Consider the following 18,489-nt stretch of genomic DNA (forward strand, 5'->3'; position numbering starts at 1 on the left):
TCAAGATATATGTCCAAGCAGTTGAAAACCAAAGCGAAAGACGACCTGTTCGGTGCCGACGAGCCGAAGTCTCGCGCGCCGGCCGCCAAGACCCCCTCACGCGCAAGCGGCGCGGAAGCAGACTACACGGCGGCTGACATCGAGGTGCTCGAGGGCCTGGAACCGGTGCGACGCCGGCCTGGCATGTATATCGGCGGCACCGACGAGAAGGCCCTGCATCATCTCTTCGCCGAGGTCATCGACAACTCCATGGACGAGGCGCTGGCCGGGCACGCGACCTTCATCGGCGTTGAGCTGAGCGCGGACGGTTTTCTGACCGTCACCGACAACGGCCGCGGCATCCCGATCGATCCGCATCCGAAATTTCCGAAGAAGTCGGCGCTCGAAGTCATCATGTGCACGCTGCATTCGGGCGGCAAGTTCGACTCCAAGGTCTACGAGACCTCGGGCGGTCTGCACGGCGTCGGCATCTCCGTGGTGAACGCCCTCTCCTCGCGTCTCGAGGTCGAGGTCGCGCGCAGCCAGAAGCTTTACCGCATGATTTTCGAGCGCGGCCATCCCAAGGGCAAGCTCGAGGATCTCGGCAAGATCAACAACCGCCGCGGCACGCGCGTGCGCTTCAAGCCCGACACCGACATCTTCGGCGCCAAGGCCGCGTTCAAGCCGCAGCGCCTGTTCAAGATGACGCGCTCGAAGGCGTATCTGTTCGGCGGCGTCGAGATCCGCTGGAATTGCGCGCCCGAGCTGCTCAAGGGCGTCGAGGACGTGCCGGCGGAGGCGACGTTCCACTTCCCCGGCGGTCTCAAGGATTATCTCGCTGCGGCGATCCATGCCGACACGCTGGTGCATCCCGATATCTTCTCTGGCAAGTCCGGCCGTAACGGCGCGCATGGCGCCTGTGAATGGGCGGTGGCCTGGACCGCGGATGCCGACGGTTTTCTGTCGTCCTACACCAACACCGTGCCAACGCCTGACGGCGGTACGCACGAATCCGGCCTGCGCAGCGCGCTCTTGCGCGGCCTGAAGGATCACGCCGAGCGCGTCGGCCAGGGCAAGCGCGCAGCGTCCGTCACCTCCGAAGACGTGATGGTCGGTGCCGCCGTGATGCTCTCGGTGTTCGTGCGCGAGCCCGAATTCCAGGGCCAGACCAAGGATCGTCTCGCCACCGCCGAAGCACAGCGCATCGTCGAGCAGGCGATGAAGGATCCATTCGACCATTGGCTCTCGGGCAATCCGAACCAGGCCAACAGGCTGCTCGACTTCGTGGTCGACCGCGCCGAGGAGCGGCTGCGCCGCCGCCAGGAAAAAGAGACCGCGCGGAAAACCGCCGGCAAGAAGCTGCGCCTGCCCGGCAAGCTCGCCGACTGCACCGACGCCGGCACCGAAGGCTCCGAGCTCTTCATCGTCGAGGGTGACTCGGCCGGCGGCAGCGCCAAGCAGGCGCGCGATCGCAAGACCCAGGCCGTGCTGCCGCTGCGCGGCAAGATCCTCAACGTCGCTTCCGCCGGCAAGGACAAGCTGACGGCGAACGCCCAGCTCTCCGATCTCGTGCAGGCGATCGGCTGCGGCCAGCTTCTGCATTACCGCGAAGAGGATCTGCGCTATCAGCGCATCATCATCATGACCGACGCCGACGTCGACGGCGCGCACATCGCTTCGCTCCTGATCACCTTCTTCTACCGGCAGATGCCGCGGCTGATCGATGAAGGCCACCTCTTCCTGGCGGTGCCGCCGCTCTACAAGCTCACGCACGGATCGAAGTCGGTCTACGCCCGCGACGACAAGCACAAGGAGGCGTTGCTCAAGAGCGAGTTCAACGCCAACGCCAAGGTCGAGGTGAACCGCTTCAAAGGCCTCGGCGAGATGATGCCGGCGCAGCTCAAGGAAACCACCATGGATCCGAGCAAGCGAACGCTTCTCAAGGTGGTGCTGCTCGCCGACGACCGCGACACGACCGCGGATTCGGTGGAGCGCCTGATGGGCACCAAGGCCGAGGCGCGGTTTGCTTTCATCTCGGACAAGGCCGAATTCGCCAGCGAGGAGCTGCTGGACGTCTGATCCGCCAACCTGGCGCGCGGCCACTTCCCAGAAAGAGCCCCGGCCTAACCGCCGGGGCGCTTTCATTTGGGAGGAAGAATCGCCATCCCTACAACCCTGCCAGTGGTCCGCGCCGGGGGATTCGCGCGCCGTTATAGGGCGACTCGGCCAACGACTCACGGAACCAGGGCTGAGGCAGGAAGACCTCCATTTCAGACAAACCCGAATTCGCTAACGAGACCTTACCAAAAACCAATCTCGCAATATTGACGCAACATATTGATAATACAAATATATTTTGGATCATAGTAGCAACGACCCAAATCCTTGCCAGTGGGCGTTTTCCCGCGACTGTGCCTGCCCGGCAACAGCATTTCAGCAGGAAACGTCTATAGTCCGGTCATCAGATCACACGGACTTCAGCGCGCTCGCGCCCTCTACGACAGACCAAGGTTGGGGATTTTGACATGAAAAAGACTTTGCTCGCTCTGACCGCGGTTGCGGCGATGACCGGTTCGGCTTCGGCGGCCGACCTTGGCGCCCGTCCCTACGTGAAGGCCCCTGCGCCCGCGCCGGTGGCAAACTGGACCGGCTTCTATGTCTTCGGCGGCGGCGGTGGCGGTCTCTCGAATTCTGATCAGACCGTTGTGGATACGGTTTCCGGCACCCCGCTGACCATCACCCAGCGCCAGGGTGGCTCGGGCTGGTTCGGCACGGTCGGCGCCGGTTACGACTGGCAGTTCAGCGGTACGTGGGTCGCCGGCGTGTTCGCCGACGGTCAGTTCGGCAGCATCCGCGGCACTGTTCAGGATCCGATCTTCGGCCTCACCGGTTCCCAGAAGCTGGAAACCTCTTGGGCTGCGGGTGTTCGCCTCGGCTGGCTGGTCGCCCCGAACGTTCTCTCCTACGTCAACGGCGGTTACTCCGGCGCTCACTTCGGCCGGACCAATTTGACGGACCTCGCGGGCGTTCCCGTTGGCGGCCACATCAACAGCTACAACCGCAATGGTTGGTTCGTCGGCGGCGGCGTCGAGAACAGCCTGAATATCTTCGGCATCACCTCGCCCGGCTGGTTCATGAAGACCGAGTATCGTTCGGCCTTCTACGACCAAAAGACCCACGATGAAATCGACGATGTCACCGGCCTCCCGACCGGCGTCAACAGCATCCGCTCCAACAGCTGGAACCAGACGATCTCGACCTCGCTGGTCTACCGCTTCAACTGGACCGGTCCGGTCGTCGCGAAGTACTGATCTGACCTCACCTTCAGACGTCAAAGCCCCGGCATCGTCCGGGGCTTTTTCGTTGCGGCGTACCTTGGCGCGTGACGCCGAACGATGGCATGGGCCGCAACCAGCGCGGCTGCGGCGGCAAAGCCCACGACAGCCAGGACGATCTTGCGCGTGGACATAGGTCCTCCCTGCGGCCCTGCGCCGGGGGCCCATTGTATCCGAACCGAAGCTACGGCTAGTCTGCCTCCGAGTTTTCGCGCCTCGCGGCAATCGTCATGCTGCGTCGCGACAGAAGCGGACCGATGGGAGGAATGCATGCGCAGATTTCTGCTGATCGCAGGCCTGTTTGCGACTGCCGTCGGGCTGCTCTGGATCGGACAGGGCACGGGCACGGTTGCCTGGCCGCGATCGAGCTTCATGGTCAACCAGCTGCAATGGGCCGGCTATGGTGCAGCCATGGCCGGATTCGGGCTGGTGCTGATCTGGCAGAGCAACCAATAGAAGAAACCAAGGAATAGAGTCATGACATCCAGCCGGTTCGATCTTCGCGGCAAGGTCGCCATCGTAACAGGAGGCAATGGCGGCATCGGGCTCGGCCTGGCCCACGGCCTCGCCGATGCCGGCGCTGATATCGCCGTGGTCGGGCGCAACGAAACCAAGTCGGCGGGCGCCGTCGCTGATCTCAAAGCGCGCGGCGTGAAGGCGATTTCCGTCGCCACCGACGTCACTGACAAAGCGGCGGTCGCCGCCATGATCGATCGCGTCGTGAAGGAGCTCGGCCGTATCGATATCCTCATCAACAATGCCGGCATGAGCATCCGCAAGCCCCCGCACGAGCTCGAACTCGACGAGTGGAACAAGGTGATCGACACCAACCTCACCAGCGCCTTCGTGTGCTCGAAGCTGGCCTATCCGGCCCTGAAGGCATCCGGCAACGGCAAGGTGATCAACATCGGCTCCATGATGTCGATCTTCGGCGCGAGCTTCGCGACCGCCTATGCGGCGAGCAAGGGCGGGATCGTGCAATACACGCGCGCCTGCGCCAATGCGTGGGCGCCCGACAACATCCAGGTCAACGCCATCCTGCCGGGCTGGATCGACACCGATCTCACCCGCGGCGCGCGGCAGGAGGTGTCCGGGCTGCACGAGCGCGTGCTGGCGCGCACGCCTGCGGGGCGTTGGGGCGACATCGACGACTTCGCCGGCATCGCCGTGTTCCTCGCCTCGCCTGCCTCGAACTTCGTCACGGGCACCGCGATCCCCGTCGACGGCGGCTTCTCGGTGATGGCCTGAGCCCAGCTCTGCCCCAACGAGGCTGCACGCAAAAAGAAGCCCCGGTGGAAGCCGGGGCTTTTGAATTTTGCAGTGATCGTCTTTTATAGGTGCTTGGTCGTTCGTTGACGTGCTCAGTAGCGCGCGATGACCGGCGCGTCGAACTTGTAGCTCGCGCGCACGACAGCCCACTGGATGTCGCGCGGCTTGGCGTCGAAGGTGTAGTTACCCGAAGTGCCGCCGAGCTGATAGGTCTGGCTGCCGAAAGCCGCGTAGTTGTATTCGAGGCCGACGATCCAATTGCGGGTGATGCCGTATTCCCAGCCGGCGCCGACGGTCCAGCCGTTGTGCCAATGGGTCTGGCCGCCGGAGCCCGTGGACGGGTTCGCAACGTTGTCGACCACCGACAGGCGATTGTTCACGCCGGCATAGCCGCCCTTGATGTAGAACAGGTTGTTCTGCACGGCGAAGCCCGCACGGCCGACGACGGTCGCCAGCACGCTTGCGCGCCAGCTGAATTGATCGTCGAGGCCGACGCCAAACACGGTGTTCGTGAACGAGCCCTTGTTGTCGAGGCCGGAGATCGTGCCTTCCATGCCGAACACGTAATTGTTGGCCTGCCAGTTGTAGCCGATCTGGGCGCCGCCCATGATGCCCGACTTGCGCTGACGGAAGCCTTCGCCCGGCGAAAGGTCGCCGAACGCCGCGCCGGTCCCGTTGTTGATGAACTGCTCGTTGGTCCACGCGCCACCGATATGACCGCCGACATAGAAACCGGTCCAGTTGAACAGCGGCTCGACATAGGCGGGCGCCTTCGTGTAGCGCGCGCCGAGATCGGCGGCGGAAGCAGCGCCGGTCGAAACCAGAGCGGTCGTGCAGGCGAAGGCGGCAATCAATTTGTTACGCATGGTACACCCCGTGTCCTCAGATGGGCGCACGCTCACAGACGGCCCTTACTAAAATTGAAATCAACACGGTTAACGTGACGAATTCGGCACGCATTGCGCCGGGAATCCATTGGCGCTGTTGCACGCGCGCAACGCGCCGCGCACGATTTAACGCAGCGTTATCCCTGCCGAAGTTTGCGCTACGATTCTGGCGCGGCCTTCGAATGCACGTGCTCGGGCCGAACACCAAGCGCAAGCAGGCGCGCCGGAATGCCCTGTAGCCAGGGCAGTGCGGTGATGAGGCGCACGATCAGCGGCACCTTCAACGGCCGGTCGCCGGGCTGCAAGGCGCCACTGATGATGTTGTTCTGCACGACGACCTGCATCCGCTGCGTCATCTTCACCGGAAACTCGCGCCGGCGCCTGACCGCATCGAGCTCGTTCTCCGACGGGCAGCCGTGGTTCAGCTTGTCCGCCAGCAGGTTTGCGGTCGCAACCGCGTCCTGCACGGCGAGATTGACGCCGACGCCGCCGACCGGCGACATCGCGTGCGCGGCGTCGCCGATGCACAGCAGGCCAGGCCGGGTCCAGCGCGTCAAGCGGTTGATCGCGACGGTGAGCAGCTTGATGTCGTCAAAGCTCTTCACCTCCGCGATGCCAGATCGAAGGATCGGCGCCATGCGCACGACGTCATCGAGCAACGCCTGCAATCCCCTCGCCTTCACCGCATCGAATTGTCCCTTGGCGATGACATAGGCGCATTGCCAATAGTCGCCGCGGTCGAAGGTGATCATCATCTTGCCGGGCTCGACGCGCGCGAACACATTCTCCGTCTCGTCGGGTTTGCGGCCGGCACGGAACCACAGCACGTCCATCGGCGCGCCGATCTCCTCGACACCAAGACCCGCGCGCTCGCGCACCGTGGAATGCCGGCCGTCGCAGGCGATGGTGAGATCAGCCTCGATGTCGATGATGCCCTCAGGCGTCTTTGCCCGCACGCCGGCGATCGTCTCGCCGCGGCGGATCAGATCGACCGCCTCCGTGCCCATCATCACCTCGAGCGAGGCAAAGCGCCGGCCGGCCTCGCGCAGATAATTCAGGAAGTCCCATTGCGGCATGAAGGCGATGAAAGGGTATTTGGTATGGAGCCGGCTGAGATCGGCGATGCGCACCGGCGTGCCGCCGAACAGGCCGTCCATTTTCTGCAAGCGCTGATGCGGCAGCTTCAGGAAGCCGTCGATCAGGCCGAGCTCGTCCATCACCTGAAGCGTCGAGGGATGCACGGTGTCACCGCGGAAGTCGCGGAAGAAATCCGCATGCTTCTCCAGCACCACGACATCGATGCCGGCGCGTCCCAGGAGATAGCCGAGCATCATGCCCGCCGGACCGCCGCCGACGATGCAGCAGCGGACTTTTGCCGTTCGTTTGGGTTGCTGGTCAGATGTCATTGCAGCCGGGACCTCGCGATGTGACTGTCGGTCCAAATATGTCGACCAATTGTAACGCGGGTACCAGTCGCGTGCAGTTCCAATTTTGCGGCGAGCCCCGTCGCAATCGATCCACGGCAGCAGACACTGCCAGGGCCAACAAAAAAGGCCCGCGGTGCACGGGCCTTTCGTAGAAGCGGGCGGGACTATTTCTGGTCCTCGTTGCTGGTCCCGGTCCCCGGACTGCCGATCGGTAACCCATTGGGCGCATGTCCTACACCCGTGTTTCGCTCGACCTGCGCCGCTGCGGGTGTCTTTCCGTTCGCCGTTGGAAGCTGAACGTTCGGATTGTTCTGGCTGATGTTGCTATTCACGTTGGCACCCGTGGTGGTCCCTTGCGTCCCCATTCCTGAGGGAGCCGATGGCCCGGAATTGGCGCTGCCGGACGACGTGCCGGTTCCGGCACCCGAGCTGCCCGCAGATCCGGCGCTGGCGCCGCCGGTCCCTGTGCCTGCACCCGCACCTGCCGCAGCACCCGCGCCTGCACCACCGCCGCCTGCGCCACCACCACCCCCTTGGGCAAAGGCGGCCGTCGAAAGCGCAGCGCAAGCGATCGTCACGAGGATGGATTTGCGGATCATGGATCGTCTCCCTGGTTTGACAGACAATCCAAAAAACTGAGAAGTTGTTCCTACTCCTCAAGCGAATAGACGTCGGCTCTCCTCAGCTCCGTTCCCCCGACGGTACCCGCTCTCAGTTGCCCAAGAGCGGGCCCTTGCCCTGGTGCCGCTCAGGCTTTCTTTTCCTTAAGGTCGAAATCCATCTGCCACGTCGAATTGCCAGGCTGTTTTCGGAATATCCAGATGGTGAGGGTTGAGCCGGGCGGAATGACGATGCTGTCGCCTTCGTGCATCGTGAACTGCCGAATGTTGCTTTCAGTCGCCCATATCGAATGAGAATAGACGTCCTTGTCACTGGACTTGGTGCAGCTCAAAACCCCACCGCCCACAACGGCCCGTGTGATGGTTTGACTAACGGACGAGTCCAAATGGATTGCGGTCATCGGCATTCTCCAAAAATATGAATGAAACGCCGGATGCTCCCTCAGGTTGTCATGGTCTGTCAAGCACTCCAACGATCGCTAAGGCCGTTTGACAGATTTGATCAGCGCGCTTGGCGTTGGCTGACAGACGAGGCAGCCGAGGGACCTCAATTGTTGCTGCGGTTCGCGCTGCGAAAACTCTTGATCTCCGAGACGCTGCCGTCGCGATAGGTCAGCTCCACCGAGACGAACTGCGTGGCCGGGGCGAGCTTCATGTAGAGCGGCATGCCGGTGGTGATCGCGCTGGGATCGCGCATGTCGCAACCCGGCATCTTCAACACCTGGTTGGGCACAGCGGTGTCGATGCCGATGCGAACCTCGCGGATCGCGCAGCGGTAGGACACGAGGTGCGTGTAGTAGACCAATAGGCCGTTGAACTCGCGGAACGACAGCCAGCTCGTCGCGGTCATGTCGAGGATCTTGCGCTGGTCGCGGATCAGCGCGGCCTCGGGATCGAACCTGATCGGGAACGGTCCCTGCATCTCACCGGACTGGTCGACATAGCGGACCTCGATGGTGCCGGCCGCAGCGTCCGGCGGCAATTCGATCGACGGGTTCGGCATCCGCTTGCGCGTGCGCGGATCGAGCGTGTCGATGAAGCCGGTCTCGCGGAAATCGCCTTTGCCGGCCATGCGCCAGGAAATGCCGACCGTCGGGTCGGCGAAGGAGAACACCACGCTCCAGCCGCCATTGTGCCGCGAGAAGCTCGCGATCGGCGCGTTGGTGGTCTCCTCCTTCGGCAGTTGCGGCACCGACACCGGCGGCAGCGCTGCGAGCTTCTGCGGCGGCGGCTCGTCCGAGCGCGCGGCATCCTTGGCGAGGCCGCTGAGGAACACGTCGTCGACCATCTGGTCGAAATAGACAGGCACCTGCCTGTGCTTCACGGTATCGGCCATCTCGCTGACGGCACGGCGGGTGCGCTGCGCCACCTGCACGAGGTTCTCGCCAGGCTTGAGCAGCTCCTTGGCGAAGGTGCGCGTGAACACCGAATTTGGATTGGCGTCGTCGTTGGACAGGCGATCGAGCGCGGTCTGGCGGGGCCCTGCCGAAAACACCGAGAACACGCCTTCCGGCAATTGCGTCATCGGCGCAAGCCCGCCGCCGCCGGCGACCGCACGGGTGCCCTTGCGCTCGAACGGATTGTTGCGGCAGGCGTCGAACACCAGGATCGAGGTCCGCGCCTTCTTGTTCTGGAGGCGCTCGACGATGCGGTCGGCGAGGATCGAGGCGTCGCGCACCAGCTCTTCCTGTCCCTCGGTAGCCGCCGGCACGTCGGTCGGCAGCAGATAGTTCTGGCCCATGATCTCGAAGCCGTGGCCGGCATAGAAGAAGAACGCGGTGTCGCCGGGCTCGATCGCCTTGTCGAAGGCGAGCAGCGTCTCGGAGAATTGCTGCCGGTTCTGGTTCTCGGCGAGCATCACCGAGAAGCCGAGCTGCCTCAGCGTATCGCCCATGGTACGGGCGTCGTTGACCGCCTTGAGCAGCTTCGGCACGTTCCTGTAGTCGTTGTTGCCGACGACGAGCGCGACGCGCTTCTCGGCATGTGCGGGAATTGCAAACCCGCTCAGGCCCGCCGCAAGCCCAAGGGCGGCCAGAAATCTGAAAAGCCGACGCGTCATCGAAAAATTCCCGTTGTAGACGGCCCCGCCGGTTCCCCTCGAACGGTCGTTCATTGGGACCTCTGCCGTTGATGTGATAGTCGGCCCAGCCATATCGACGGTTCAAGGGTCATCATCCCCCGATTCCATCATTGCCCTATGGCAGATTCGAGCGGAATCTGCTTTTTCTTAGGCATTCCATTGAAAGGGGCTGCCGTGTATCGCTGGTGCACCGACGAGGTCGAGCCGCACGACCGCTTCGACTATTGGCGAGAAGTGCGCGCCAAGGGCCTGTTCGGCGTCACCGCCGAGCTCGAGCGCGAACGCCGTGCTGATTTCTTCGGCGAGTTCTCACTCTGCCAGCTTGGCGGAGCCGGCCTCGTCGAGCTGAAGGCCTCGCACTACAGTGTCGAGCGCAGCGCGTCGGACATCGCCTACGCGCCGGGCGACGCAATCTGCGTCTACCAGCAGCTCGGCAGCGGCGGCTGGTTCGGCGGGATGCGCGGCAGTGACTTTTTGATCGCCAATGGCAACTTCGCGACCAGCCACACCGACCTGCCCTATCGCACCACGCCGCTGGGCGCAGGTGGCTTCCATTTGCGGATCCTGAAGATCCCGGTGAGCGGCATCCCGGGGCAGGACAAGCGCATGCGCGAGCTCGCCCCGCGCACGTTTAACGATTCCAGCCTCGCCCCCCTCCTCGGCGCCTGCTTTGCCGATCTCGGCGAGGCTGCCGCGGGCGATGATGGCGCCGCCGGTGCAACCTCCATCGTCCAGGCTCTCGCCCATCTGGCGCTGATCGAGCGCGGTATCCTGCGACCCGGCAGCCGGCGCGGACAGGCCGCACTGCGGACCGCGCGCCTCTCGCAGGCACGGCACCTGATCGCGCGCCACCTGCAAGACCCCAATCTCGCGCCGGCCATGGTGGCCGATCTGCTCGGCGTGTCCGTGCGTCACCTGCACATGCTGTTCGAGACGGCGGAGAAGAGCTTCTCGCAGACCGTGACCGACGAGCGCCTGAAACAGAGCCGCCGCCTGATGCGGGAGGCCCCGGAGCGGCTGATCGCTGATATCGCGATCTCCTGCGGTTTCGAGAGCCTGGCGACCTATTACCGGGTCTTCAACGCCGCCTATGGCATGGCCCCCGGCGACTTCCGAGCCCAAGGACCGGAGGGGCGTTAGCTGTCGTTTGCCGGCTCCGGCCAGCGCCGCGGGTTGGGCGGAAAACCTTAGCCGCGCCCGCTATTTGGGCAAAAACCTCAGGTTTTTTAGGGTCTTCCCGCGCCCGCTCCATTGACTTTGGCGGATTCCCGCCTATGTTCCGGGGCGACGCGGCTCAAATCGAAAACCGATTCCCGAGCCTGGCGCTTTGTTCGCGTGAGTCAGCACCCCCAGCTTCTTTGAGAGCGCGCCGTTTCGGGGTGGAACGCGACAGCCTTATTACCCTCGATTCCGAACGGCGGTTTCGACCAGAGGCTCAATGTCCTTTTCAAATCTCGGACTGTCCGAAAAAGTCCTCGCCGCAGTGGCGGCCACCGGTTACACCACCCCCACTCCCATTCAGGAACAGGCGATCCCCCACGTCCTCGCACGCAAGGACGTGCTCGGCATCGCCCAGACCGGCACCGGCAAGACCGCGGCCTTCGTGCTGCCGATGCTCACCATCCTCGAAAAGGGCCGAGCCCGGGCGCGCATGCCGCGCACGCTGATCCTCGAGCCAACCCGCGAGCTCGCGGCCCAGGTCAAGGAAAACTTCGATCGCTACGGCGCCGGCCAGAAGCTCAATGTCGCCCTACTGATCGGTGGCGTCTCCTTCGGCGACCAGGATGCCAAGCTGACGCGCGGCGTCGACGTGCTGATCGCCACCCCCGGCCGCCTACTCGACCACACCGAGCGTGGCGGTCTCCTGCTCACCGGCGTCGAGCTGCTCGTCATCGACGAAGCCGACCGCATGCTGGACATGGGCTTCATCCCCGACATCGAGCGCATCTGCAAGCTCGTTCCCTTCACGCGGCAAACGCTGTTCTTCACCGCAACCATGCCGCCGGAGATCCGGCGCATCACCGAAGCCTTCCTGCACAATCCGCAAAAGGTCGAAGTCTCCCGGCCCGCCACCACCGCCGTGACCGTCACGCAGGCCCAGGTGCCCGCCGGACGCGAGGCGCACGAGAAGCGCGAGCTGCTCCGCCGCCTGCTGCGCGAGGCCAAGGACCTCAAGAACGCGATCATCTTCTGCAATCGCAAACGTGAAGTCGCCATCGTTCACAAATCGCTTCAGAAGCACGGCTTCAGCGTCGGCGCCCTGCACGGCGACATGGACCAGCCGGCCCGCATGGCTGCGCTCGATCAGTTCCGCAAGGGCGAGCTGCCGCTGCTGGTTGCCTCCGACGTTGCCGCACGCGGCCTCGACATTCCCGAGGTCAGCCACGTCTTCAATTTCGACGTCCCCCATCACGCCGACGACTACGTGCACCGCATCGGCCGCACTGGCCGCGCCGGCCGCACCGGAACTGCGATCTCGATCGTGACGCCGCTCGACCAGAAGTCGATGGTGGCGATCGAGAAGCTGATCGGCCAGAGCATTCCGCGCGCCGAGGACTACGAAATCCGTGCCGAGGCCGCCGACGGCACCGAGCGTCCACGTGAGCAGCGTGGCCGTGAACGTTCACGCGGCGGACGTGGCAAGCCGCAGCGCGGCGAGCGGCGCGGTCACGACCGCGAGCGCAGCCACGAGCCGCGCGAGGCGCGTGGTGAGGAACGGCCTTCAGCCGAAACACATCTTGCTCCCGAGGCGAAGCCTGCGCGCGAGGCGAAGTCTCCGCGTGAGGGGAGGCAATCATCCGAGCCGCGTCGCGGCGCGCGCCAGCAGGCCAATGCATCGCATGTGCCGTCGATCGGCCGGCCCGAACCGCGCCGGCAACGCGAGGCCGACACCGAGCCGGGCGATCATTCGCATCTGCCGGCATTTCTGTTGCGCCCGGTTCGTTCCCCCGCCGGCGCCTGAAGCGCGTCGCGCTTTTGGTTTCGGTTGAGGAAAAACGCCCCACACTTTTTCGGACGCTTTCGAGAACGTATATTTACGGGGCGTTCACGATCGTCCGTTAGCCTACGAACATAATTTAAGCATTGCTGCGGTCGAGGGCGCATCGACCGCTGTGGGGTATGTTCCGTGGTCAAGGTTCTCGACGAACACGAACGCACGATGGCGTTCGCCGAGGTAGCGCTCGGTCAGATCCGATCGCTTCGGCAGACGGCAATTCCCCGCAACTACGAGATCTGGTACGTCTACGCCACCGGCTACAACGCACCGCTCAACAAGATCATCAACGAGACGCTGGCACGCAACGGCAAGCTGACCGAAGCCGATCTCGAGCAGATCTACGAGACCTATCTCTCCCACATCAAGACCACCGATCGCATCGACAAGGTCGGCGCGCGCGTCATCGGCGAGATCGACGACGTCGTGAAGGTTCTTGGCGATGCGCTCGGGATGAGCGGCTCCTATGATGCCAGCCTGTCGGGGGCGACCGCGAGACTGTCGTCAGCCAAGAGCCGCGACCAGATCAAGTCGATCGTCGAGGCGCTGCTGCATTCGACCAGCGAGATGCGCGAGGCCAACAAGGCGCTGGAAGGCCGCCTGATGCTGTCGAAGAACGAGATCAGCAATCTCCAGCAGAGCCTGGAGGCGATCCGCGCCGAGAGCCTGACCGATCCGCTCACGGGCCTCGGCAACCGCAAATATTTCGATCGCATGATCGGCATGGCCGTACAGAGTGCGCTCGCCTCCGGCGAGCCGCTGTCGCTGTTGCTGTTCGACATCGATCACTTCAAGTCGTTCAACGATTCCTACGGCCATCTCACCGGCGACCAGGTGCTGCGGCTGGTCGGCCTGTCCCTGAAGCAGACCATCAAGGGCCAGGACATCACCGCGCGCTATGGCGGCGAGGAATTCGCCGTGGTGCTGCCCAACACCGCGCTGCGCCAGGCCCTCACCGTGGCCGATCACATCCGCCGCGCCGTGATGGCAAAGGAACTGAAGAAGAAGTCGACCGGCGAAATCCTCGGCCGCGTCACCATCTCCGTCGGCGTCTCCATGCTCAAGCAGGGTGATGACACCGACGCGCTGATCGAGCGAGCCGATGCCTGCCTCTACGCCGCCAAGCGCAACGGCCGCAACCGCGTGATCTGCGAAGTCGATCCGGAATACGCGGTCGAAACGCACAACCGGGTGGCGTGACGCGGAAGCCCCGCGCCACCGCCCGCGCTTGACATTCCGACCTGACGAACGACATCTTCCTCGGCGCCTGACCGCGAGCGCCTGGAGGACTTGTCGTCTTGCCCAATCCGCACGATTTTCACGCTCCGCAACCGTCCTATACGAGAGACGAACTGCTGAGATCGAGCGAAGGCGGCTATTTCGGCCCCGGTAACGCGCAATTGCCGGCACCGCCGATGCTCATGATGGACCGCATCACCGAGATCAGCATGGACGGCGGCGAATTCGGCAAGGGTCGCATCGTCGGCGAGCTCGACATCGTGCCGGGCCAGTGGTTTTTCGATTGCCACTTTCGCGGTGACGCGACGATGCCGCCGACCCTGGGGCTCGACGCCATGTGGCAGATGATCGGCTATTGGCTCGGCTGGTCGGGCTCACCGGGCAAAGGCCGCGCCATCGGCGTCGGCGAAGTGGAGTGCACGGGCACCATCACACCCGACACGCGACGCGTGCGCTACGAGGTCACCATGCGGCAAGTCCGACGCGGAAAGCTGGTGCTCGGAATTGCCGACGGTCGTGTGCTCGCCGACGGCGTCTGTGTCGTCACGGCCAAGGATATGAGGGTCGGCCTGACCAAGGCGGTGGACTGAAGTCCCGTAGGGTGGGCAAAGGCGCAGCGCGCCGTGCCCACCATCTCTCCGGCACCTTTATCCAGAATGGTGGGCACGCTTCGCTTTGCCCACCCTACGCACCGTTTTCTTGACTGCCTGCTTGGCTGGCCGCTTCTTGGCAACGGGCCTATTGGGCTTTGTCTTCTTCGCCTTCTTCTTCCCCTTCGGCCGCTTCTTCACCTTGGCGCGCTGCGCGGCGGCGAGCGCGGCCCTCGCCCATTCGGCAAGCTCCTCGGAATCGTCGAACAGGCGCGCCGGTAATTGCCAGTAGGAATTCACCGTCACCGTCTTGGCGCGGGTCTGATATTGGAAGGGCCCCGAGCCCTCGGCCTCAAAGCCTGGGATCGTCACTTCGTCGGCGCGAAAAAACAGCCCGGCACGCAAGGCCAGCGCGAAATTGGTGCCGTCGGCAGAGATACCGTAGCCGGAGAACATTTTCCGGATGGTGACCGGGCCGAAATCAGCGAACAGGTCGATCAGAAATTCGCGGTCCATGGCCCGGGTGCCTCCACACGGTCGTCCTGGCGAAGGCCAGGACCCATTCCCCCAGGAAGCAGTTTAGCGAAGACTTGAAGTCACGCCACGCGGTACTGGCACCACCCGTCACCGAGAGATCACGCGGTGGGTCCTGGCCCTCGCCAGGACGACAGCTGATCTCAAAACGCGAAAGTCGGGCTTACCCCTCAACCTTCGCCGGCCGCAACTCGACCGACTCGCCGCAGCCGCAGGCGGAGACCTGGTTGGGGTTGTTGAAGACGAACTGGGCCTGCATCTTGTCGGCCTTGTAGTCCATCTCGGTGCCGAGCAGGAACAGCACGGCCTTGGGATCGACCAAGATCTTGACGCCCTTGTCCTCGACGACCTCGTCGGTCGGGCGGACATCATGGGCGTACTCGACGGTGTAGGACTGACCGGCGCAGCCGCCGTTCTTCACACCGACGCGCAGGCCCACGATTTCGGAATCGGCGCGCTGGGTCAGCTCGGTGATCCGCTGCGCGGCGGCATCCGTCAGCCGCATCACCTGCGGGCGGGGTCGCCGGGGCTTTGGTGCCGAAGCTGGTGTTGCCTGGGTCATGTTATCTATGTGGTCCGTTGCGAAGCGAAATTCAATGCGAGCTGAGACCGTCACCACATGTTGAGGACGAGGCGAGCCTCGTCGCTCATGCGCTCGGGCGACCACGGCGGCTCCCAGACGACCTTGACGTCGACCACACCGACGCCGGGGACGCTGGCGACCGCGTTCTCGACCATGGTCGGCAGCTCGCCGGCGGCCGGACAGTTCGGCGTCGTCAGCGTCATCTGGACGTCGACCGAGCGGTCATCCTTGATCTCGACCTTGTAGATCAGGCCGAGCTCGTAGATGTCGGCCGGGATTTCCGGATCGAACACGGTCTTGAGCCCAGCGATGATCTCCGTGGTGAGACGCTCGGTCTCCTCCGGCGGCAGCGCCGACTGGGTTTCCATCGGACTGGCTTTGATTTCGGCCGTGTCACTCATGCGAACAAATCCCGCGCCTTCAGAAGCGCCTGTGCCAGATGATCGACTTCTTCCCGCGTATTATACATGCCGAACGACGCCCGGCACGTCGCGGTCACGTTGAACCGCTCTAAAAGCGGCATCACGCAATGGGTGCCGGCGCGCACCGCGATGCCCTGGCGGTCGATCACGGTGGCGACATCGTGGGCATGCGCGCCCTTGAGCTCGAAGGAGATCACCGGGCCCTTGCCGCGCGCCGTGCCGATCAGACGCAGCGAGTTGATCTCGCGGAGCCGGTCCTGGGCGTAGGTGACGAGATCGTGCTCGTGGGCGGCGATGCGCTCCTTGCCGACCGAGCTGACGTAGTCGATGGCGGCACCGAGGCCGATCGCCTCGACGATGGGCGGGGTGCCGGCTTCGAACTTGTGCGGCGGGTCGCCATAGGTGACGATTTCGCGCGAGACCTCGCGAATCATCTCGCCGCCGCCGTTATAGGGGCGCATCGCGACGAGGTGGTCGTATTTGGCCCAGAGCACGCCGATGCCGGTCGGACCGTAAACCTTGTGGCCGGTGAACACGTAGAAGTCACAGCCGAGATCCTGGACATCAACAGGCAGGTGCACCGCGCCCTGGCTGCCATCGACCAGCACGGGAATGCCGCGGGCATGGGCGATCTTCACGACATCCTTGACCGGCACGATGGTACCGAGCGCATTCGACATCTGCGTGATCGCGACCAGCTTGGTCTTCGGCGTCAGCAGCTTCTCGAACTCGTCGATGAGGAAGTTTCCCTCGTCGTCGACCGGCGCCCATTTGATCACGGCACCCTGGCGTTCCCTCAGGAAATGCCAGGGCACGATGTTGGAGTGGTGCTCCATGATCGAGACGACGATCTCGTCGCCTTCTCCGATATTCGGCCCACCCCAGGACGAGGCGACCAGATTGATCGCCTCCGTCGCGTTGCGGGTGAAGATCACTTCCTCGGTGCGGCCAGCGTTGATGAACTGCGCCACCTTGGTGCGGCCGCCCTCATAGGCCTCCGTCGCCGCGTTGGCGAGGTAATGCAGGCCGCGATGCACGTTGGCGTATTCGGACCTATAGGCCTGCGTCATGCGGTCGAGCACGGCGCTCGGCTTCTGCGCCGACGCGGCGTTGTCGAGATAGACCAGAGGCCTGCCGTAGACCTGCATGGCCAGTGCCGGAAAATCCTGGCGCACGCGCGCAACGTCGTAGGCACCGTTCTTGACTGCCGGATGCGTGCTCATGATCGCCGCTCCAGCCAGCGCTCGGCAATGCCGATCACATGCTCGCGCAGGCCGTCATCGGCGATCTGCTCGATCGCCTCGCCCACGAAGGCCTGGATCAGCAGCGCCTGGGCCTGCTTCTCCGGCAGCCCGCGCGCCTTCAAATAGAATAGCAGGCTCTCGTCCAGCGCGCCGGCGGTGGCGCCGTGGCCGCAGGAGACGTCGTCGGCAAAAATCTCGAGCTCTGGCTTGTTGTCGGCCTCGGCCTCGTCCGAGAGCAGCAGCGCGCGGGTCATCATCTTGCCATCGGTCTTCTGCGCGTCGGGACGGACGATGATGCGACCCTGGAACACCGAGTGAGCACGGTCGTCGATCACCGCGCGGAAGATCTCGCGGCTGACGCAGTTCGGAACGGCATGGTCAACCACCAGCGTGGTGTCGCCATGCTCGGTCTTCTGCAACAGGTTGACGCCGTTGGCCGAGAGCTCGCTGCCCTCGCCCGCCAGCGTGATGAAGCCCTGCAGGCGACTGACGGCGGCGCCGGTCGTCATGTTGAAGAAATTCAGCTTCGTATTCGCACCGACCGTGACGAATTGCGAGGTGACATTCACCGCGTCGGGCGCATCGTCCATCAGGCGAATGTGCGCAACGTCGGAATCGTCGCCGACCGAGACGATCACTGCGTCGTTGACCTGATAGGCCTTGGCGCCGGCCGCGACGAAGCTCTCGACGATGGTGGCGCGAACGCCCTTCCCGATCGCGACCTGCGAACGGGTGAACGCCGATGCGGAAGCCGCGGTCGCGATGTGAATGATCTGGATCGGTGCGGACAGTTGCGCACCGTCAGCGATCGACAACACGACGCCGTCGGTGGCCATCGCCGCGTTCAGCGCGATCACGGCGTCGGTGGCCGCGGTCTTCAGGAGACCGGCATCCTTTTCCAGCGTCTCTCGCAGCGTCTTGACGCTGACCTCGGACGCCAAAGCCTTCAGGTCCGACAGATCAGCCACAAACACACCGTCGACCAGCACCAGCTTACGGGCGCCCGCGATCGCATGGGCCTTCACCGCGTCCACGGCGCGCTTCAGCGCGGCCGCATCGGGGGCGGCGGCGAGCGGCAGCACCTCGCCGACCAGCGCGCGCAGATCGGTGTATTTCCACTCCTCGATCCGGCGATGCGGCAGGCCGAGACGCTCATAGCGCTCGAAAGCTTCGCGGCGCGCCGCGATCACATCAGGCGAACCCGGCAGGCGGCCCTCGGCGCTGGCGAAGAGATCGCTCACCGCGCGGCCGTTCCCGGTCTTTGCCACAGCAACGTTCATCGCAA

The 18,489-nt window shown here is 64.1% G+C and carries 19 protein-coding genes; 8 read left to right on the forward strand and 11 right to left on the reverse strand.

The window, feature by feature from the left end:
- Positions 1–9 precede the first annotated feature (9 nt).
- Entirely contained in the window at positions 10–2,058 is a 2,049-nt protein-coding gene (gene parE, locus NLM27_RS14090; RefSeq protein WP_254143871.1) for a DNA topoisomerase IV subunit B, read from the forward strand.
- Positions 2,059–2,504: 446 nt separating this feature from the next.
- Positions 2,505–3,290 (forward strand): outer membrane protein, encoded by a 786-nt coding sequence (locus NLM27_RS14095; protein ID WP_254143872.1) that lies wholly within the window; start codon positions 2,505–2,507, stop codon positions 3,288–3,290.
- A gap of 20 nt (positions 3,291–3,310) precedes the next feature.
- Here NLM27_RS14095 and NLM27_RS14100 read toward each other — a convergent pair whose 3' ends face one another.
- Entirely contained in the window at positions 3,311–3,448 is a 138-nt protein-coding gene (locus tag NLM27_RS14100; RefSeq protein ID WP_254143873.1) for a hypothetical protein, read from the reverse strand.
- Between the two features lie 136 nt (positions 3,449–3,584).
- Between NLM27_RS14100 and NLM27_RS14105 the strand changes: the two genes are divergently transcribed.
- Positions 3,585–3,770, forward strand: a complete 186-nt coding sequence (locus tag NLM27_RS14105; RefSeq protein ID WP_254143874.1) for a hypothetical protein — start codon at positions 3,585–3,587, stop codon at positions 3,768–3,770.
- Positions 3,771–3,791: 21 nt separating this feature from the next.
- Positions 3,792–4,562 carry an SDR family NAD(P)-dependent oxidoreductase gene (locus NLM27_RS14110; RefSeq protein WP_254143875.1) on the forward strand — a complete coding sequence of 257 codons (771 nt, stop codon included), beginning with the start codon at positions 3,792–3,794 and terminating at the stop codon, positions 4,560–4,562.
- A 113-nt stretch (positions 4,563–4,675) separates the two neighbouring features.
- On the opposite strand, the gene NLM27_RS14115 is transcribed toward NLM27_RS14110, so the two are convergent.
- The 5 genes from NLM27_RS14115 to NLM27_RS14135 all read right to left on the reverse strand — a co-directional run bounded on the left by NLM27_RS14115 (position 4,676) and on the right by NLM27_RS14135 (position 9,576).
- Positions 4,676–5,449, reverse strand: a complete 774-nt coding sequence (locus NLM27_RS14115; RefSeq protein WP_254143876.1) for an outer membrane protein — start codon at positions 5,447–5,449, stop codon at positions 4,676–4,678.
- Between the two features lie 179 nt (positions 5,450–5,628).
- Positions 5,629–6,876 carry an FAD-dependent oxidoreductase gene (locus tag NLM27_RS14120; RefSeq protein ID WP_254143877.1) on the reverse strand — a complete coding sequence of 416 codons (1,248 nt, stop codon included), beginning with the start codon at positions 6,874–6,876 and terminating at the stop codon, positions 5,629–5,631.
- A gap of 185 nt (positions 6,877–7,061) precedes the next feature.
- The gene (locus NLM27_RS14125; RefSeq protein ID WP_254143878.1) at positions 7,062–7,496 is read right to left on the reverse strand and encodes a hypothetical protein; all 435 of its coding nucleotides are present in this window, start codon (positions 7,494–7,496) and stop codon (positions 7,062–7,064) included.
- Positions 7,497–7,645: 149 nt separating this feature from the next.
- Positions 7,646–7,918, reverse strand: a complete 273-nt coding sequence (locus tag NLM27_RS14130; RefSeq protein WP_254143879.1) for a hypothetical protein — start codon at positions 7,916–7,918, stop codon at positions 7,646–7,648.
- A gap of 146 nt (positions 7,919–8,064) precedes the next feature.
- Positions 8,065–9,576: a caspase family protein gene (locus NLM27_RS14135; RefSeq protein ID WP_254143880.1), complete on the reverse strand. Its 1,512-nt coding sequence runs from the start codon at positions 9,574–9,576 to the stop codon at positions 8,065–8,067.
- 195 nt (positions 9,577–9,771) lie between these two features.
- On the opposite strand from NLM27_RS14135, the gene NLM27_RS14140 reads away from it, so the two are divergent.
- From NLM27_RS14140 to fabA, 4 genes are all read left to right on the forward strand, one after another.
- Positions 9,772–10,737, forward strand: a complete 966-nt coding sequence (locus NLM27_RS14140; protein WP_254143881.1) for a helix-turn-helix transcriptional regulator — start codon at positions 9,772–9,774, stop codon at positions 10,735–10,737.
- Between the two features lie 298 nt (positions 10,738–11,035).
- Complete coding sequence (locus NLM27_RS14145) at positions 11,036–12,559, forward strand: DEAD/DEAH box helicase (RefSeq protein WP_254143882.1); 1,524 nt, start codon at positions 11,036–11,038, stop codon at positions 12,557–12,559.
- Between the two features lie 165 nt (positions 12,560–12,724).
- Positions 12,725–13,792 carry a GGDEF domain-containing protein gene (locus NLM27_RS14150; protein WP_254143883.1) on the forward strand — a complete coding sequence of 356 codons (1,068 nt, stop codon included), beginning with the start codon at positions 12,725–12,727 and terminating at the stop codon, positions 13,790–13,792.
- A 98-nt stretch (positions 13,793–13,890) separates the two neighbouring features.
- Positions 13,891–14,421 carry a bifunctional 3-hydroxydecanoyl-ACP dehydratase/trans-2-decenoyl-ACP isomerase gene (gene fabA / locus NLM27_RS14155; RefSeq protein ID WP_254143884.1) on the forward strand — a complete coding sequence of 177 codons (531 nt, stop codon included), beginning with the start codon at positions 13,891–13,893 and terminating at the stop codon, positions 14,419–14,421.
- 57 nt (positions 14,422–14,478) lie between these two features.
- Here the strand turns inward: fabA and NLM27_RS14160 are convergent, their stop codons facing one another.
- The 5 genes from NLM27_RS14160 to sufD form a co-directional block, all read right to left on the reverse strand.
- Positions 14,479–14,937: a TfoX/Sxy family protein gene (locus NLM27_RS14160; protein ID WP_254143885.1), complete on the reverse strand. Its 459-nt coding sequence runs from the start codon at positions 14,935–14,937 to the stop codon at positions 14,479–14,481.
- Positions 14,938–15,118: 181 nt separating this feature from the next.
- Entirely contained in the window at positions 15,119–15,517 is a 399-nt protein-coding gene (locus NLM27_RS14165; protein ID WP_254143886.1) for an iron-sulfur cluster assembly accessory protein, read from the reverse strand.
- A gap of 50 nt (positions 15,518–15,567) precedes the next feature.
- Positions 15,568–15,939, reverse strand: a complete 372-nt coding sequence (locus NLM27_RS14170; RefSeq protein WP_212085606.1) for an SUF system Fe-S cluster assembly protein — start codon at positions 15,937–15,939, stop codon at positions 15,568–15,570.
- Positions 15,936–17,183 carry a cysteine desulfurase gene (locus NLM27_RS14175; protein WP_254143887.1) on the reverse strand — a complete coding sequence of 416 codons (1,248 nt, stop codon included), beginning with the start codon at positions 17,181–17,183 and terminating at the stop codon, positions 15,936–15,938. The genes NLM27_RS14170 and NLM27_RS14175 overlap by 4 nt, the downstream gene beginning before the upstream one ends.
- Positions 17,180–18,484, reverse strand: a complete 1,305-nt coding sequence (sufD, locus tag NLM27_RS14180) for a Fe-S cluster assembly protein SufD (protein ID WP_254143888.1) — start codon at positions 18,482–18,484, stop codon at positions 17,180–17,182. Before sufD ends, NLM27_RS14175 begins: the two co-directional genes overlap by 4 nt.
- Positions 18,485–18,489 lie beyond the last annotated feature (5 nt).

Source organism: Bradyrhizobium sp. CCGB12, from assembly GCF_024199845.1.
Taxonomy (GTDB): domain Bacteria; phylum Pseudomonadota; class Alphaproteobacteria; order Rhizobiales; family Xanthobacteraceae; genus Bradyrhizobium.

What these genes read in the sequence shown, in the direction of transcription:
- parE (WP_254143871.1), top strand. Translation starts at nt 10, where the DNA reads ATGTCCAAGCAGTTGAAAACCAAAGCGAAAGACGACCTGTTCGGTGCC.
- NLM27_RS14095 (WP_254143872.1), top strand. Translation starts at nt 2,505, where the DNA reads ATGAAAAAGACTTTGCTCGCTCTGACCGCGGTTGCGGCGATGACCGGT.
- NLM27_RS14100 (WP_254143873.1), bottom strand. Translation starts at nt 3,448, where the DNA reads ATGTCCACGCGCAAGATCGTCCTGGCTGTCGTGGGCTTTGCCGCCGCA.
- NLM27_RS14105 (WP_254143874.1), top strand. Translation starts at nt 3,585, where the DNA reads ATGCGCAGATTTCTGCTGATCGCAGGCCTGTTTGCGACTGCCGTCGGG.
- NLM27_RS14110 (WP_254143875.1), top strand. Translation starts at nt 3,792, where the DNA reads ATGACATCCAGCCGGTTCGATCTTCGCGGCAAGGTCGCCATCGTAACA.
- NLM27_RS14115 (WP_254143876.1), bottom strand. Translation starts at nt 5,449, where the DNA reads ATGCGTAACAAATTGATTGCCGCCTTCGCCTGCACGACCGCTCTGGTT.
- NLM27_RS14120 (WP_254143877.1), bottom strand. Translation starts at nt 6,876, where the DNA reads ATGACATCTGACCAGCAACCCAAACGAACGGCAAAAGTCCGCTGCTGC.
- NLM27_RS14125 (WP_254143878.1), bottom strand. Translation starts at nt 7,496, where the DNA reads ATGATCCGCAAATCCATCCTCGTGACGATCGCTTGCGCTGCGCTTTCG.
- NLM27_RS14130 (WP_254143879.1), bottom strand. Translation starts at nt 7,918, where the DNA reads ATGACCGCAATCCATTTGGACTCGTCCGTTAGTCAAACCATCACACGG.
- NLM27_RS14135 (WP_254143880.1), bottom strand. Translation starts at nt 9,576, where the DNA reads ATGACGCGTCGGCTTTTCAGATTTCTGGCCGCCCTTGGGCTTGCGGCG.
- NLM27_RS14145 (WP_254143882.1), top strand. Translation starts at nt 11,036, where the DNA reads ATGTCCTTTTCAAATCTCGGACTGTCCGAAAAAGTCCTCGCCGCAGTG.
- NLM27_RS14160 (WP_254143885.1), bottom strand. Translation starts at nt 14,937, where the DNA reads ATGGACCGCGAATTTCTGATCGACCTGTTCGCTGATTTCGGCCCGGTC.
- NLM27_RS14165 (WP_254143886.1), bottom strand. Translation starts at nt 15,517, where the DNA reads ATGACCCAGGCAACACCAGCTTCGGCACCAAAGCCCCGGCGACCCCGC.
- NLM27_RS14170 (WP_212085606.1), bottom strand. Translation starts at nt 15,939, where the DNA reads ATGAGTGACACGGCCGAAATCAAAGCCAGTCCGATGGAAACCCAGTCG.
- NLM27_RS14175 (WP_254143887.1), bottom strand. Translation starts at nt 17,183, where the DNA reads ATGAGCACGCATCCGGCAGTCAAGAACGGTGCCTACGACGTTGCGCGC.
- sufD (WP_254143888.1), bottom strand. Translation starts at nt 18,484, where the DNA reads ATGAACGTTGCTGTGGCAAAGACCGGGAACGGCCGCGCGGTGAGCGAT.